The following is a 13,111-nucleotide window of genomic DNA, read 5'->3' on the forward strand; positions in this document are numbered from 1 at the left end:
GAACGGCGCCAGATAGCGCCGTTTTCTGACTGGTGGGCCTAGCCGGCCGCCAGGCGGCGCTGGTCGTCGCGGGCGGCTTTCAGCTTCTCGGCCACCAGGAAGGCCAGCTCCAGCGCCTGCTCGCCGTTCAGGCGCGGGTCGCAGTGCGTGTGATAGCGGTCGCCGAGGTCGGTTTCCGACACGGCGCGGGCGCCGCCCAGGCACTCGGTGACGTTCTGGCCGGTCATTTCCAGGTGGACGCCGCCGGGGTGCACGCCTTCGGCCTGGGCGATCTCCACGAAGCTCTTCACTTCGCCGAGGATCCGGTCGAACGGACGGGTCTTGTAGCCGGTCGAGGCCTTCAGCGTGTTGCCGTGCATAGGGTCGGTGGCCCAGACCACCGAACGGCCCGCGCTCTTGGTCGCCCGCATCAGGCGCGGCAGGCGGTCGGCGATCTTGTCCGAGCCGAAGCGGCCGTACAGGGTCAGGCGACCGGGTTCGTTGTTCGGGTTCAAGACGTCGATCAGGCGCAGAAGGTCGTCGCCTTCCATGGTCGGACCGCACTTCAGGCCGATCGGGTTCTTCACGCCGCGCATGAATTCGATGTGGGCGCCGTCCAGCTGGCGGGTGCGCTCGCCGATCCACAGCAGGTGGGCGCTGGTGTCGTACCAGTCGCCCGAGGTGCTATCGACGCGGGTCATGGCTTCCTCGAAGCCCAGCAGCAGGGCCTCGTGGCTGGTGAAGAACTCGACGCGACGCAGGTCGGGCTGGGTGTCGGGCGTGACGCCGACGGCCGACATGAAGGTCAGGGCCTCGGAGATCTTTTCCGACAGCTCGCGGTAGCGCGCGCCCTGCGGGCTGTCGCCGACGAAGCCCAGGGTCCAGCGGTGAATGTTGTAGAGGTCGGCGTAGCCGCCGCTGGCGAAGGCGCGCAGCAGGTTCAGCGTCGCGGCCGACTGGCCGTAGGCCTTCAGCAGGCGGTCCGGGTCGGGGACCCGCTCGGCCTCGTTGAAGTCCATGCCGTTGATGATGTCGCCGCGATAGGACGGCAGGGTCACGTCGCCCTGGACCTCGATCGGCTCCGAGCGCGGCTTGGCGAACTGGCCGGCGATGCGGCCCACCTTCACCACCGGCTTGCCGCCGGCGAAGGTCAGCACCACCGCCATCTGCAGGATCAGGCGGAAGGTGTCGCGGATGTTGTCCGCGTGGAATTCCTTGAAGCTCTCGGCGCAGTCGCCGCCTTGCAGCAGGAAGGCGCGGCCCTCGGCCACGTCGCCAAGCAGGCTCTTCAGCCGACGCGCCTCGCCGGCGAAGACCAGCGGCGGCATCTGGCGAAGCGTCTGCTCGACCCGCTCGACAGCGCCCGCGTCCGGATAGTCGGCGGGGATGTGCTTGGCGGGTTTGGCTCTCCAGGCGGCGGGGGTCCAGCGGGCGGTCATGACAAGCTCAATAACAACAAGGGGCGGCGTAGATACCGCGAATGGAACCGAAAGGCAAAATCATGCGGGCGACGCGCGCGGATCCGCCAAAGCGAGAAAGTTCGTTGTCGCGCTAGCGGGTCGAAGCGCTCGTTTTTTGCGCGACTCCACAAGCGATGACGGCCAGAGCGCCGAGAGCCAGCCACCATTCCTGCCAGACCCCGAAGCTGAAGCCGCTGACCACCAGATAGGACACCAGGGCGCCGGCCGCCATGGCGCCGTCGCGCCGGTCCACGCCGGTCCACCGCACCACGCCATAGAGGATCCAGGCGTAGAAGGCGGCCGCCATGGCGGCCCCGAACGCGCCGAGCTCCAGCCAGATCTGCAGGGGCGCGTTGTGAGTGTGCAGCGGAATGGCCGCGCCGAAGGTCCGACTGGCGTCGATCCCCCACCCCCGCATCGGATGCTCCAGGATACGGTCGGCCGCGAAAGCCCAGATGTTCAGGCGATGATCCCAGGACGGCGGGACCAGCCCGTGCAGCCACGCGACGACGCCGGATTTCTCCCCCCAGAGCATCGCCATGGGCGCGAAGATGAAGATGGCCGAGACCAGCGGGATCAGGGCCCGCGCGACGGGCTTGCCGATCAGGCGCACCCCGAGCCAGACCAGTCCCCCCAGCAGCAGGGCCGCGACCGGCGCGTCGGCGCCGGTGACATGGGCCACCAGCAGGATCAGCGCGAACAGGAGCGCCACAAGGATGTTGCGTCCCTTGAACGTCGAAGCGCCGAGAACCCGTGCGCAGGGCCAGAGCAGCAGGACCAGCGGATAGGTCCCCATGGAGACCTTCACCATCGCCAGATCAGGCGTCAGCGGATCACCGCTGGCCTTGCGGATCGCCTGGTAGATCGGGGCGCCGAGCAGGCCATCGAGGCAGATGATGAGCGCCAGCGCACCGGCGCAGACCAGCATGACGCGCGCCGCGCCGCGCGCCGAACGGGCCGACATCTGGCCCAGCATGGCGACCGCGGCGCCGTAGAGGCCCAGCTGCAGGAAGAGCTTGATCGCCGTGAAGTTCTCCACGGCCCCGAACTTCTTGAGCTTGGCGGGGTCCGGGAGCGCCGGCGTCCAGGTGAGGCTGACCAGCGACCACAAGGCCAACAGCGCTAGGGCGAACATCGGCAGGAGCGGCGGTCGCCGCCGGAGCAACCCCGGCGCCGCCAGCAGGCCGACCAGACTGAGCAGCGCCGCGAACTGCTTCGGCGCCAGGTAGCCCAGCAGCGGCGTCATCACCATCATGAAGACGGCGAGGCCGCCCAGCCACCGCGTGCGGCGCTCCGGAGCGCCCGTCAGCACGCCGACGCCTGTCATCCCACCCCGCCGACTTCGACCGGCACGTACTTCTCGCGCATCGTGACGAGTTCCTCGGCTAGGGTCGGATGGACGGCGCAGGTGGAGTCCCACTGTTGCTTGGTCACGCCCATCTTCACAGCGATCGCGGCCATCTGGATGATCTCGGGCGAGTCGGGCCCCACGATGTGGACGCCCACCACCTTCTGGTCGTCGGCCTTGACCACCAGCTTGATCAGGCACCGCTCCTGGCCGCCGTAGAAGGTGATCTTCATCGGACGGAACACCGAGCGGTAGATGTCGACCGCGCCGAACGCGTGCCGCGCCTCGGCCTCGCTCATGCCGACCGCGCCCACCGGCGGCTGCGAGAAGACCGCCGAGGCGACCATGTCGTGATCGAAGGTGGTCGGATTGTTGTAGAACTCGGTCTGGGCGAAGGCGGCGCCCTCGCGGATCGCCACCGGCGTCAGGTTGATCCGGTCGGTGACGTCGCCGACGGCCCAGATGCTGTCGACATTGGTCTTGGAATAGGCGTCGACGGCGATCGCGCCGCGCTCGTTCAGCTTCACGCCCGCCTTTTCCAGCCCGAGGCCGTGGACGTAGGGCTCGCGGCCGGTGGCGAACATCACCGCCTCGGTCTCGAAGGTCAGGTCGTTATTGAGCACGCTGAGCAGCGTTCCGTCTTCCTGCTTCTCGATGCGGGTGTGCGAGCAACCCAGCACGACCTTGATCCCGCGCTTGCCCAGCTCGTCGGCCAGGTGCGCGCGCACATCGTCGTCGAAGCCGCGCAGGATGTTGGCGCCGCGATAGAGCAACGTCGTCTCGACGCCGAGGCCCGCGAAGATGCCGGCGAACTCGACGGCGATATAGCCGCCGCCGACGATCATGATGCTCTTGGGGAGCTTGGGCAGGTGGAAGGCCTCGTCCGAGGTGATACCGAACTCCGCGCCTGGGAAGTCGGGCTTCACCGGCCGCCCGCCGGTGGCGATCAAGATCTTGCGGGCGGTGTAGGTCCCCGCGTCCTTCGAGCCGTCCTTCGGCAGCACCTCGACCGTGTGGGCGTCGACGACCTGGGCGCGGCCGTGCAGCAGATCCGCCCCAGCCTTCTGAAGGTTGGTGACGTAGATCCCCGACAAGCGGGCGATCTCGACGTCCTTGTCGTGGATGAAGCCCTTCCAGTCGAACTTCGCCTCGCCGATGGTCCAACCATAGCCCTTGGCCGTCTTCAGGTGGCTGGTGACCTCGCTGGCGTAGACCATGAACTTCTTGGGCACGCAGCCGCGGATCACGCAGGTGCCGCCGACCCGGTACTCCTCGGCCACGCCGACCTTGGCGCCGCTCATGGCCGCCAGACGCGCCGCGCGCACGCCGCCCGAGCCCGCGCCGATGACGAAGAGATCATAGTCGTAGTCAGCCATCACCGGCCTCCGAACCTAAAGCGTGGGGCTCTATGTAGGACGTCAGGGAACCAGGCGCACCACGCCGTCGTCCGTGCCGACCAAGGCTTCGTCGGCGAGGTCGAGGAACAGGCCATGATCGACCACGCCCGTGACGCTCTTCAGCGCCGTCGCCAGGGCGGCCGGCTCGTCGATGCGGCCCGAGGCCATGTCGTAGATCAGGTTGCCGCCGTCCGTGACGACAACGCCCCGTTCGGCCGTGCGCAGACGCGGCGGCGGCAGGTCGAATTCGGCGGCGATGTCGGCCAGGCGATGGCCGGTGTGGACGTGGCCGAAGCGCACGACCTCGATCGGCAGCGGGAACTTGCCCAGGGCCGGGACGCGCTTGGCGGCGTCGGCGATCGCCACGCACCGGGTCGAGGCCTCCCAGACCAGCTTCTCGCGTAGCAGAGCCGCGCCGCCGCCCTTGATCAGGGAGAGGCCCGGCCCGATCTCGTCGGCGCCGTCCACGGTCAGGTCGATCGTCTTGACGTCGTCCAGCGCGACCAGCGGGATGCCCAGCTCCCGCGCCAGCGCGGCGGTGGCGTCCGAGGTCGGCACGCCCTTGATGTTGGTCAGCTTGCGCGCGGCCAGCGCCTTGACGAACCAGGCGGCCGTCGAGCCCGTGCCCAGGCCCACCACCATGCCGTTCTCAACGAGTTGCGCGGCGGCCTCGCCCGAGGCGCGCTTCTGATCGTCGGCGCTGCTCATTTCGTCTTCGCGTCCTTCTTGGCTTGTTTGAGGGCGCGGAACTTGGTCGCCCACCCCGCCTTGATCGTCTGTTCCGGACGCGCCAGGGCCAGCGCCCCGTCCTCGACGTCCTTGGTGATCACCGAGCCCGAGCCCGTCATGGCCCCGTCGCCCACCCGCACGGGCGCGACCAGGGCGCTGTTGGAGCCGATGAAGGCCCCCTTGCCGACGTGGGTTTCGAACTTCTCGAAGCCGTCGTAATTGCAGAAGATCGTGCCGGCCCCGATGTTGGCCTTCTCGCCGATCGAGCCATCGCCCAGGTAGCTGAGGTGATTGGCCTTGGCGCCCTTGCCGACCTTGACCTTCTTGACCTCGACGAAGTTGCCGATGTGGGCCTCGGGCCCGATCTCGGCGCCGGGCCGTAGGCGGGCGTAGGGGCCAATCAGCGCGCCTTCGCCGACATGAGCGCCTTCCAGGTGGCTGAAGGCCTTGATCACCGCGTTGCTCTCGACGCTGACGCCAGGCCCGAAGACGACGAACTGTTCCACCACCGCGCCGCCGGCGATCTTCGTGTCCCAGGACAGATGCACGGTCTCGGGCGCCGGCATGGTGACGCCCTCGATCATCAAGGCGTTGCGACGGGCCTTCTGCCAGACAGCCTCGGCGGCCGCGAGCTCGGCTTGCGAATTGACACCCTGCACCGAGGCCTCCGGCGCGAAGGCGGCGCGGGTGACCAGCTTGCGGTCATGGGCCAGGCCGACGACGTCGGTCAGGTAGTACTCGCCCTTGGCGTTGTCGTTGCGGACATTGGCCAGGAGATCGAACAGGATCGCGCGGTCGGCGGCCAGGACGCCGGAATTGCAGTGCTTGACCTGCCGGGTGGCGAGGTCCGCCTCCTTCTCCTCGACGATGCGCAGCAGCACGTGGCCGGGGGCCAGGATCAGGCGACCATAGCCCGTCGGGTTATGGGCCTCGAAGCCCAGCACCGCGACATGGGCGCCGCCGGTGATCTGGTCGAACAGAGGCGCGATCACCCCGGCGGTGGTCAAAGGGCAGTCGGCGTAGGTGACGACCACGTCGCCGTCGAAGCCGGCCAACGCGTCCTTGGCCGCCAGCACGGCGTGGCCGGTGCCCAGCGGCGGGTCCTGGACCACGGTCGCGTTCGGGCCAAGACGCTTGCCGGCGGCGTCGCCGACCTGCGGGCTGTGGGCGCCGACCACGACGATGATCCGCTCGCAGCCCAGGCCCTCGGCCGCGTCGATGGCGTGGTCCAGCAGGGTCCGCCCGGCTAGCCTGTGCAGCACCTTGGGCGTCGGCGACTTCATCCGCGTGCCCTGCCCGGCCGCCAGGATCACGGCGGCGCGCGGCCGGATGGGCTTTGAGACGGGGACGGTCATGGCTCTCGCGACTCCCTAGAGGCGAACCAAAGTTGCATTAGCCGCGCAATTGGCCGAAAGGCCAGACCCATGCACGCGCTTCATGACCTGAACGGGGCGACCATCGCCTTCGATCTCGACGGCACGCTGGTGGACACCGCGCCCGATCTGGTGGGCTCGCTGAACGCCATCCTGGCCGAGGAAGCCCTGCCCGCCCTGCCGTTCGACGAGGTGCGGCTGATGGTCGGACGGGGGGCGCGAGCCCTGCTGGAGCGCGGTTTCGCCGCGGCCGGCGCGCCGCTGGACGCCGAGCACGCCCCGGCCCTGGTCCAGCGCTTCATCGCCCTCTACCTGACCCGCATCGCCGACGAGAGCGCGCCTTTCCCCGGCGTGGTCGAGACCCTGACCGACCTGAAGGCCGCCGGCGCGCGCCTCGTCGTCTGCACCAACAAGCTGACACATCTGTCGGTCGCCCTGCTGGACGCCACGGGCCTGACGCCCTTCTTTGACGCGGTGGTCGGCGCCGACAGCGCCCCGGCCGCCAAGCCGGACGGCCGCCACGTCGCCGCCGCCGTCGCCGCCGCAGAGGGCGACCTCGCCCGCGCGGTGATGGTCGGCGACAGCATCAACGACGCCCTCGGCGCCCGGAACGCCGGGGTGCCCAGCGTGCTGGTGTCCTTCGGCTACACCGAGGACCCGGTCGAGACCCTGGGCGGCGATCTGGTCGTCCACAGCTTTTTGGATGTGCCGAAAGCCTGCATCACGCTTTTGGCCTCTTGCCCCGCGCCGAACACCGGGCTATAGGCCCCCTCCTCTCGCGGATCGGTCCGTTTCGGACCCCTCCACACGGCGGATGCGTAGCTCAGCGGGAGAGCACCTCGTTCACACCGAGGGGGTCACAGGTTCAATCCCTGTCGCATCCACCATTCTTTTTTCCAAACACTTTCAAATAGTTATCGGTCGCCACTCCATCGCGCTAGGCGCTTGGATGACGAGTGCCCACCAAATTGCCCTCCAGATTTAGGCCCGTCGGCTCGAATTGGGGATCGCCGATTGACTCCGTCGCATTGCAGAACGAGAACAATTAAAGAACATCGGAGAAATCGCCATGCAGGCCCAACGCGCCAGGTTGCGCGCGCGAGCGCACGTCCATGTGGCCCGTTAAGCCCGAACACATCACCTTGCGGGTCTGCGAGGACTTGGGCTGGCGCGTCATGGTCAGTTGCCCGCGCTGCCGCTACGCAGTGGAAGTGAACCTGCGCATTCTCGCCGGATCGAAGTACGGCGCCCTCCCCGTTTCCGGCCTTCTTGAGCGTGCGCTGTTCAAATGCCGAAGGGCCAAGAGCGGCTCAACACCTTCATGCGCCGGCGCGCCCGCTGAACGGCTCAGCGTGAGCTGCATGGACGTGGGCAATCACCGGACGGTCGCCGAGTGGGTGCTTCTTTCGCCTGGCGCAGCCGCACGCCTGACGAAGTGCGACCTGCAGCGCTGCGTCGAACCAACCCCGCTCTCCACACGCTAGGCACCGGCGAGGCGACGCTGCTCTAAGCCTTCGGCTCCAGGTCGAAGTAAGGCGCGCCCTCGCCGCCGCCCTCGGCGCGGTTCAGAACCTTGTCCTCGCGCGCCCTGGCGACACGGACCTGCACGCCGCGATACCGGATGCCATGAAGGATGTTCGTGCACCGCGCCCGCCCGGTCGGAAGCCGCGCGAAGCTGTCGGCCGCCATGCTGATCACGCCAGGAAGAAGGGCTTCGTCGCCCTTTTCCTTGGCCTCGCTGGCCATCAGGTCGAGCAGGTGGTCGATGTCGTCGAAGGTCATGACCGGCGTCTACGTGATCGTGCGACGCTGTGCCACGCCGTTTAGCTTGACGTTTCACGATGTATTAGCGCACCAGCGGCACTCTGCGGGCGAGCCTAAACAACCAACCTCTGGACTAGCTTTCGCCTATATGAAGCCCATCTTCGAGATCCATATAGGAACCAACGAAGGACAGGTTGGTTGGTTAAAGCGCGACGAGACCGCACGAGTTTTGGCAGCTATCCGTCCGACGAAGAGGATGTTATGAGAGCGGCAAAGCTTAAAGAGTCGGGGGGCTTCATGGCGCTAGGAAACAGCGAGGCGGCTCGCTACCGCGCCGAGATCGCGAAGGTCATGTCTGGAGAGTCTTCCGACGTGGTCTTTAACGGCACTCTCGAACACGCATGCATCGTAATCGAAGAGGCATTCGAGGCGGCTCGCTCACACGTTCGAATCCTGACGAACCGGCTCGACTGCAACTGCTACGACCGGGACACGATTGTTGACTCCATGAGGCGCTTTTTAGATCGACCGGGGATGCGTCTGGACGTCTTGGTCGAAGACGAGACCAGCGCCGCAACCGCCATGGGCCGTCGGTTTATCGAGGAAGCTGAAAGCGCCGCAGGCGAACGCTTCACCATCCTCGCCGTGCCGCAGCGGATCGTGGAGCAATACAAGTACAACTTCCTGTTAGTCGACGACGTCGCCTTGCGCTTTGAAGAGGATCGACGCGCTCCGGTTGCTGTTGTCAGCGGCGGCAATGAAGCACTTCCGGTTGTGAAAAACCTGTTGCGCGTATTCAACGCTATTCAATCAGCCTCCAGGCCACTTGCTAAGCGAGTAGCCCAAGCAGCCTAGACTTAACGGTTGAGTTTTTGACCAAAGCAGGTCATGAAACTCGACGTTGGGGCGGGGGCTCGGTTGATTAAGCGGAAGCATATTCTAGCGCTGGCCGTCGTTCTAGCGCCTCTTACAGTCGCATTTTGGGTGTGCGGGTTTACCGGCAAGGTTAGCCGGGTCGATCTCGCGGCGATCAGTGGAAGCACTGAGGTCGCGATCGGGATATGTGCGTCCTATCTCGCGTTCGACCGCTTCCGCTTTCATGCGAGATTTAACTATATTGCGAGACGGATCACGCGCGAGAAGGCATCCGGGCCAGATGTCCTTATCGCCTCTCGAAGCGACGGAGCGATGAACTCGGACGAGATCGGGCTTCTGTCAGTTTACTACCTGGCTGGCGACGAGCAGGTCGTCAAGTACTTCAAAAGCCACGAGCACTTACTGTCTCAGAGCGAATTTCTCGACTCAGTTACCGGGAAGGCCCTCGCGCTACTACTTCAGACCCAGATCGATCGCATGCTGATCATGGCGCTCGCGGCCGTTCTTTGCGCATGGGAGATGGCTTCTGCTGTTTTCCAACTCCAGCACTCTCTAGTGACGGCATGGCTCCCTCCGGCGAAAATCCTGTGCGCGGCTCTGATCGGCACAGGTGCCGGCTATCTGCTCCCCGCATTGTTCTTCGTCAGCTCCAAATTACTTTTTGATAACGTGGAGCGCTACATGGACCGACGCTTCAAAAGTATGGCGGTCACGATGAAACGAGAGGCAGAGACCGTTTCTCCGCCAAAGCTCACCCCCGCGCCGAAAACTGCAGCATCCAGGTCGGTGAAAAGGCCAATTCGGCCAACAGCCACCAAACCCAACCCATCCGCCACGCGACCAATCCGGCCAAAGAAACCGAGTGGCCCCCGATAGAAGGCGTGCGGCCCGCAACGATTACTGTGGCGCTTCCGTCTCCCACGGGCGGACCCAGAGCAGCCCCACCGCAACCCCTATGGCGGCGACGACGCCCAGCTCGATCGCCGAAGGCCGCCGCCCCATGAACGCGAGCGCCGCGAACAGCACAGCGCCGACAAAGAGGCCGACCAGCGCAACGCCGATCGCGCCCATGACCAGCTTCTCTCCGCGCGAAAGCGGCTGTTCCCCGCCGTCAGGCCAGTTGTTCGCCACTGCCGCCCTCCCCCCTCCAGTCAGGCCACAATAGCAAAAGGGCCCGCCACGCCGAAGCGCAGCGGGCCGGTTGGCGCTCAAACCTCGGAGGGCGAGCGGGTAGGTGTCAGGCAGAGCGGTCAGGTCCCGCCCGGCGGGGTCGCCGGTTTGACGCCGGCTTCGCTTGACGGCGCTGGATCACAGATGATCCGGAACGAGCCGGTGACGCCTGCGCCGATCGCGCCGCTGTATTCTCGGTGGCAGCCTTCGAGATTGGTCAGGACCTTCTCGCCAACACCGCCGGGCTGCAGGGCAGCGTCAAAGCTCGAACAGGCCGACAGCGACAGACATGCGAGCGCGACGCCCGCCAGGAAGATGGCGCGCTTCATGGGAAGCCTCCATGTGGGATTGCCGGCTGCCGGCCGGCGCGGGTTCAGGCGGTGACGACCAGGTCGCGGTCGCCGGACTTCCAGATCAGTTCGCGCACCACGCGCGGCAGGATGATGCAGCCCTTCGACGCCGTTCCGGGCGCCTTGATGCTATCGCCGTGGATGCGGAACGCGCCCCGCCCCGTCCGCTGATCGATGTCGTCCCCGGGGTTGGCGTCGATGGCGTCCAGCACCAGCGTGTAGGGCCCGACGCTACCGCTGTCGTAGGGCGCGCCGATCCGGTAGCGGCCGGCCGGGATCGGCCCTATGCCGGGCATGCCCTCCAGGGTGGGGTTGTTCTTCCCTCGGCCGTTGCCGCTATAGCCACGCGAGACCAGCTTCCCGTCGCGCGACAGGGTCCCAGCCGATTGGTCCCAGGTCCAGGTCACCGGCCACCTCTACGGTGCGCGCGGGCCGGCCGGTGCTTGATCACCCAGGCCAGGACCGCGAAGCCGCCCAGCGCGAAGGCGGCCGCGAAGAACACAGTCACGGGCGTGATGACGGCCGCCGGATGGCGCATGGCCACGAACGCCGCCACCAACCAGAACACCGCCACCAGGTGCAGGATCTGGCGCAGCCAGATTGGCGCGTCACGCCAGCCGCGGGCGCTGGCGCCCAGCAGATAGCCAGACATCAGGAACGTCCCGACCGCCACCATGGCCAGCACGACGCTCAGGGGCTGCAGGAAGGCGCTCATTGGACCACTCCCGCCTTGCCCTTCAGCCAGGCGAACAGGCGCGCCCTGGCGTCCGGATTGGCGATCAGCAAGACCGTTAAGCTGGCCAGCAGCGCCACGGCGGTCAGGTGATCGACCTTGAACCCGACCTTCACCGGGCTGAGGCCCAGCGCCCAGTTGACCAGGTCCGCCGCCCACGGCGCGCACAACGGCGCGGCGAAGGTGACGGACGCGACCGTCAGGATCGCCTCGAGCACGCGGCGGATGACCGGCCGTCGCTCGGGTGGCGGCTCGCCGAAGATAAAGGCCACCATCTGAAATCCGACCCATAGGGCGGACACGATGAAGGCCACGGCCCCAGCTTGAAGCCGGTGCTTGTCGTCCATTGCGGACCTCCAGATTTTCGGGAAGCGCGGCCTAGAGGCCCAGGGCCAGGCGCGGCGGCCTAGCCCTCAGATAAAGTAGGGGCGCGGGGATCTAGGTCAGCGCGGTAGATACCAGCGCGTTGCGCCAGCGACGTAGCCCCTGGGCCCCAAGCCGCCGACTTCAACTTCACCGCGTGAGGCGCCGCGGTCGACAAGGCAACTAATCACCGGGCCATCGAGCAAGGCGGTGACGGTTGCTGGAAACTCATTCCCTTGCTGGTCAACGTCGATGTCTGGCGCATGAACCCTGATTTTGTCGCCGATCACGAGGTTCGTTTCGTGCTCAGTCATCTCACCACCCCCTCGAAGTGATCTCGTTGGCTTGGAACAGCGACTTCATGTCATAGCCTGCGTCGTTCAGGTGAGTGCTGTCCGCGCGCAGGGAGGTGGGGATCGTGTCGTTGGCGATGTCGGTCAAGTCCTGAGTGGTCGGCGTGATACCAGCCTGCGCGAGCCCGTGCTGGATCATCCAGGTGCGGTAATCAGAGAACTTGTCGCCGTATGTCGACTGAAGCTGGGCGTTGATCGCCATGATGCGATCGTACATGGCGGTGCCGGGGATTTCGTCGGTCTTGTTGATCACCGGCGAGATCAAATAGCGCGGTTCGCGCGGCCGCAACATCGCCACCATGGCGGCGAGGTCATCGAATAGGGTCGTCCCCTCTTCAGGGTTGTTCCGTCCGTACTCAAAAATGTTGATGCGATCGAGTAGGTCCGTGTTGAAATATGGAATGATGGCGGCATTTACGGGTGTATCAACAGCGACACCAGCAGCGGATCGCGTGAACGAAGCCCCCTCACTGGCATTTTTCGTGAACGTCCCTTGGACGCCCTCGCAAATGCAAGTCATTGAACGCGACACGCCCGGGCTGAATAGCGGGTTCGGCGTCGACACGAAATTAATCGTGTTAGCTCCGGTATCAGCCCTTATTTGAGCTGCTGTTGGTGAACTGATCTGAACACTAACAGGAATAGCGCCGAACCTGGCCGCCCCCTGCGCAGAGGATTGGCCGCCGACAGCGTCGACCGAGACGGTACGCTGGAGCCGCGCAGCCAAGCGCTGCCCCAGCGTGGCAGCACCCCCGCTGCTCCCAGCGCTCTCCGTTAGGCTGTCGCCGCGCAGGACGATGGTGGAAAGGCTGTGATCCAGACCGTCGCCGTACTCCACGCACTCCCACTGCTGACCAAGGGTCTTACCGATGATCTGCCATGAGCCTTCGTAGCGCGTTTGAATAAACCGCGCCTCGCCCGCTTTGATCAGGAGCGAGGGAGGATTGTAGCCCGCGCGATAGCGGCTAACCCACAGATCTCCCGCCGAGATATTTCTCAGCAGGATACCACGCCGGTTCTGTCGAGCCGCCAGTAGGACCTGAGCTACGCCCGCCGCCGCCAGGGATCCAGGGCGCGAAATTTCTTCGAAGTAGTAACCGGACCGGGATGGCTCGGTAAGGCCATTCAATCGACCCCGGATTGCACCCCAGGTCTCATCAACGCCAATCAGATCAACCATTGTCGGTCAGCCTTTGCGTGTCGCGCAGAACGAGAG

At 65.9% G+C, this 13,111-nt stretch carries 17 protein-coding genes and 1 tRNA gene; 5 read left to right on the top strand and 13 right to left on the bottom strand.

Annotated features, from left to right (window positions below; all coding sequences use genetic code 11):
- Nucleotides 1-38: 38 nt before the first annotated feature.
- The 5 genes from CSEG_RS14785 to glmU form a co-directional block, all read right to left on the bottom strand.
- Nucleotides 39-1,418, bottom strand: a complete 1,380-nt coding sequence (locus CSEG_RS14785) for a class II 3-deoxy-7-phosphoheptulonate synthase (protein WP_013080043.1) — start codon at nt 1,416-1,418, stop codon at nt 39-41.
- A 112-nt stretch (nt 1,419-1,530) separates the two neighbouring features.
- Entirely contained in the window at nt 1,531-2,766 is a 1,236-nt protein-coding gene (locus tag CSEG_RS14790) for an O-antigen ligase family protein (protein WP_013080044.1), read from the bottom strand.
- Complete coding sequence (gene gor, locus CSEG_RS14795) at nt 2,763-4,163, bottom strand: glutathione-disulfide reductase (RefSeq protein WP_013080045.1); 1,401 nt, start codon at nt 4,161-4,163, stop codon at nt 2,763-2,765. The genes CSEG_RS14790 and gor overlap by 4 nt, the downstream gene beginning before the upstream one ends.
- A 42-nt stretch (nt 4,164-4,205) precedes the next feature.
- Nucleotides 4,206-4,892 carry a ribose-5-phosphate isomerase RpiA gene (gene rpiA / locus CSEG_RS14800; RefSeq protein ID WP_013080046.1) on the bottom strand — a complete coding sequence of 229 codons (687 nt, stop codon included), beginning with the start codon at nt 4,890-4,892 and terminating at the stop codon, nt 4,206-4,208.
- On the bottom strand, nt 4,889-6,268 hold the full coding sequence (gene glmU / locus CSEG_RS14805; protein ID WP_013080047.1) for a bifunctional UDP-N-acetylglucosamine diphosphorylase/glucosamine-1-phosphate N-acetyltransferase GlmU: 1,380 nt from the start codon (nt 6,266-6,268) through the stop codon (nt 4,889-4,891). Before glmU ends, rpiA begins: the two co-directional genes overlap by 4 nt.
- 69 nt (nt 6,269-6,337) lie before the next feature.
- Between glmU and CSEG_RS14810 the strand changes: the two genes are divergently transcribed.
- The 3 genes from CSEG_RS14810 (at nt 6,338) to CSEG_RS22310 (ending at nt 7,770) form a co-directional block, all read left to right on the top strand.
- A complete protein-coding gene (locus CSEG_RS14810) occupies nt 6,338-7,051 on the top strand; it encodes an HAD-IA family hydrolase (RefSeq protein WP_013080048.1) in 714 nt (237 codons plus the stop codon).
- Between the two features lie 47 nt (nt 7,052-7,098).
- Nucleotides 7,099-7,173: transfer RNA gene (locus tag CSEG_RS14815), tRNA-Val, on the top strand.
- 225 nt (nt 7,174-7,398) lie between these two features.
- Complete coding sequence (locus CSEG_RS22310; RefSeq protein WP_193852706.1) at nt 7,399-7,770, top strand: hypothetical protein; 372 nt, start codon at nt 7,399-7,401, stop codon at nt 7,768-7,770.
- Between the two features lie 22 nt (nt 7,771-7,792).
- Here the strand turns inward: CSEG_RS22310 and CSEG_RS14825 are convergent, their stop codons facing one another.
- On the bottom strand, nt 7,793-8,068 hold the full coding sequence (locus CSEG_RS14825; protein WP_013080049.1) for a hypothetical protein: 276 nt from the start codon (nt 8,066-8,068) through the stop codon (nt 7,793-7,795).
- A gap of 243 nt (nt 8,069-8,311) precedes the next feature.
- Between CSEG_RS14825 and CSEG_RS14830 the strand changes: the two genes are divergently transcribed.
- Together CSEG_RS14830 and CSEG_RS14835 are read left to right on the top strand one after the other, a co-directional pair.
- Nucleotides 8,312-8,905: a DUF7931 domain-containing protein gene (locus tag CSEG_RS14830; protein WP_013080050.1), complete on the top strand. Its 594-nt coding sequence runs from the start codon at nt 8,312-8,314 to the stop codon at nt 8,903-8,905.
- Between the two features lie 33 nt (nt 8,906-8,938).
- Nucleotides 8,939-9,802 carry a hypothetical protein gene (locus CSEG_RS14835; RefSeq protein ID WP_013080051.1) on the top strand — a complete coding sequence of 288 codons (864 nt, stop codon included), beginning with the start codon at nt 8,939-8,941 and terminating at the stop codon, nt 9,800-9,802.
- Between the two features lie 21 nt (nt 9,803-9,823).
- On the opposite strand, the gene CSEG_RS22635 is transcribed toward CSEG_RS14835, so the two are convergent.
- From CSEG_RS22635 to CSEG_RS22640, 7 genes are all read right to left on the bottom strand, one after another.
- Nucleotides 9,824-10,057: a hypothetical protein gene (locus CSEG_RS22635; RefSeq protein WP_013080052.1), complete on the bottom strand. Its 234-nt coding sequence runs from the start codon at nt 10,055-10,057 to the stop codon at nt 9,824-9,826.
- Between the two features lie 119 nt (nt 10,058-10,176).
- Nucleotides 10,177-10,425 (bottom strand): hypothetical protein, encoded by a 249-nt coding sequence (locus CSEG_RS14840; RefSeq protein WP_013080053.1) that lies wholly within the window; start codon nt 10,423-10,425, stop codon nt 10,177-10,179.
- Between the two features lie 44 nt (nt 10,426-10,469).
- A complete protein-coding gene (locus CSEG_RS14845; RefSeq protein ID WP_013080054.1) occupies nt 10,470-10,853 on the bottom strand; it encodes a tlde1 domain-containing protein in 384 nt (127 codons plus the stop codon).
- A complete protein-coding gene (locus CSEG_RS14850; protein WP_013080055.1) occupies nt 10,850-11,161 on the bottom strand; it encodes a hypothetical protein in 312 nt (103 codons plus the stop codon). Before CSEG_RS14850 ends, CSEG_RS14845 begins: the two co-directional genes overlap by 4 nt.
- On the bottom strand, nt 11,158-11,526 hold the full coding sequence (locus CSEG_RS14855) for a hypothetical protein (protein WP_013080056.1): 369 nt from the start codon (nt 11,524-11,526) through the stop codon (nt 11,158-11,160). The genes CSEG_RS14850 and CSEG_RS14855 overlap by 4 nt, the downstream gene beginning before the upstream one ends.
- 96 nt (nt 11,527-11,622) lie before the next feature.
- Nucleotides 11,623-11,856 carry a hypothetical protein gene (locus tag CSEG_RS14860; RefSeq protein ID WP_041538327.1) on the bottom strand — a complete coding sequence of 78 codons (234 nt, stop codon included), beginning with the start codon at nt 11,854-11,856 and terminating at the stop codon, nt 11,623-11,625.
- A 1-nt stretch (nt 11,857) separates the two neighbouring features.
- Nucleotides 11,858-13,075: a hypothetical protein gene (locus CSEG_RS22640; RefSeq protein ID WP_157038994.1), complete on the bottom strand. Its 1,218-nt coding sequence runs from the start codon at nt 13,073-13,075 to the stop codon at nt 11,858-11,860.
- Nucleotides 13,076-13,111: the final 36 nt, after the last annotated feature.

The sequence above is a fragment of the Caulobacter segnis ATCC 21756 genome, assembly GCF_000092285.1.
Classification (GTDB): Bacteria; Pseudomonadota; Alphaproteobacteria; order Caulobacterales; family Caulobacteraceae; genus Caulobacter; species Caulobacter segnis.

Bases quoted from the DNA above. Each gene is read 5' to 3' on its own strand.
- CSEG_RS14830 (WP_013080050.1), top strand. From the start codon at position 8,312: ATGAGAGCGGCAAAGCTTAAAGAGTCGGGGGGCTTCATGGCGCTAGGA.
- CSEG_RS14850 (WP_013080055.1), bottom strand. From the start codon at position 11,161: ATGAGCGCCTTCCTGCAGCCCCTGAGCGTCGTGCTGGCCATGGTGGCG.
- gor (WP_013080045.1), bottom strand. From the start codon at position 4,163: ATGGCTGACTACGACTATGATCTCTTCGTCATCGGCGCGGGCTCGGGC.
- CSEG_RS14860 (WP_041538327.1), bottom strand. From the start codon at position 11,856: ATGACTGAGCACGAAACGAACCTCGTGATCGGCGACAAAATCAGGGTT.
- CSEG_RS14790 (WP_013080044.1), bottom strand. From the start codon at position 2,766: ATGACAGGCGTCGGCGTGCTGACGGGCGCTCCGGAGCGCCGCACGCGG.
- CSEG_RS22310 (WP_193852706.1), top strand. From the start codon at position 7,399: ATGTGGCCCGTTAAGCCCGAACACATCACCTTGCGGGTCTGCGAGGAC.
- glmU (WP_013080047.1), bottom strand. From the start codon at position 6,268: ATGACCGTCCCCGTCTCAAAGCCCATCCGGCCGCGCGCCGCCGTGATC.
- CSEG_RS22640 (WP_157038994.1), bottom strand. From the start codon at position 13,075: ATGGTTGATCTGATTGGCGTTGATGAGACCTGGGGTGCAATCCGGGGT.
- CSEG_RS14840 (WP_013080053.1), bottom strand. From the start codon at position 10,425: ATGAAGCGCGCCATCTTCCTGGCGGGCGTCGCGCTCGCATGTCTGTCG.
- CSEG_RS14785 (WP_013080043.1), bottom strand. From the start codon at position 1,418: ATGACCGCCCGCTGGACCCCCGCCGCCTGGAGAGCCAAACCCGCCAAG.
- CSEG_RS14810 (WP_013080048.1), top strand. From the start codon at position 6,338: ATGCACGCGCTTCATGACCTGAACGGGGCGACCATCGCCTTCGATCTC.
- CSEG_RS14825 (WP_013080049.1), bottom strand. From the start codon at position 8,068: ATGACCTTCGACGACATCGACCACCTGCTCGACCTGATGGCCAGCGAG.
- CSEG_RS14835 (WP_013080051.1), top strand. From the start codon at position 8,939: ATGAAACTCGACGTTGGGGCGGGGGCTCGGTTGATTAAGCGGAAGCAT.
- CSEG_RS14855 (WP_013080056.1), bottom strand. From the start codon at position 11,526: ATGGACGACAAGCACCGGCTTCAAGCTGGGGCCGTGGCCTTCATCGTG.
- rpiA (WP_013080046.1), bottom strand. From the start codon at position 4,892: ATGAGCAGCGCCGACGATCAGAAGCGCGCCTCGGGCGAGGCCGCCGCG.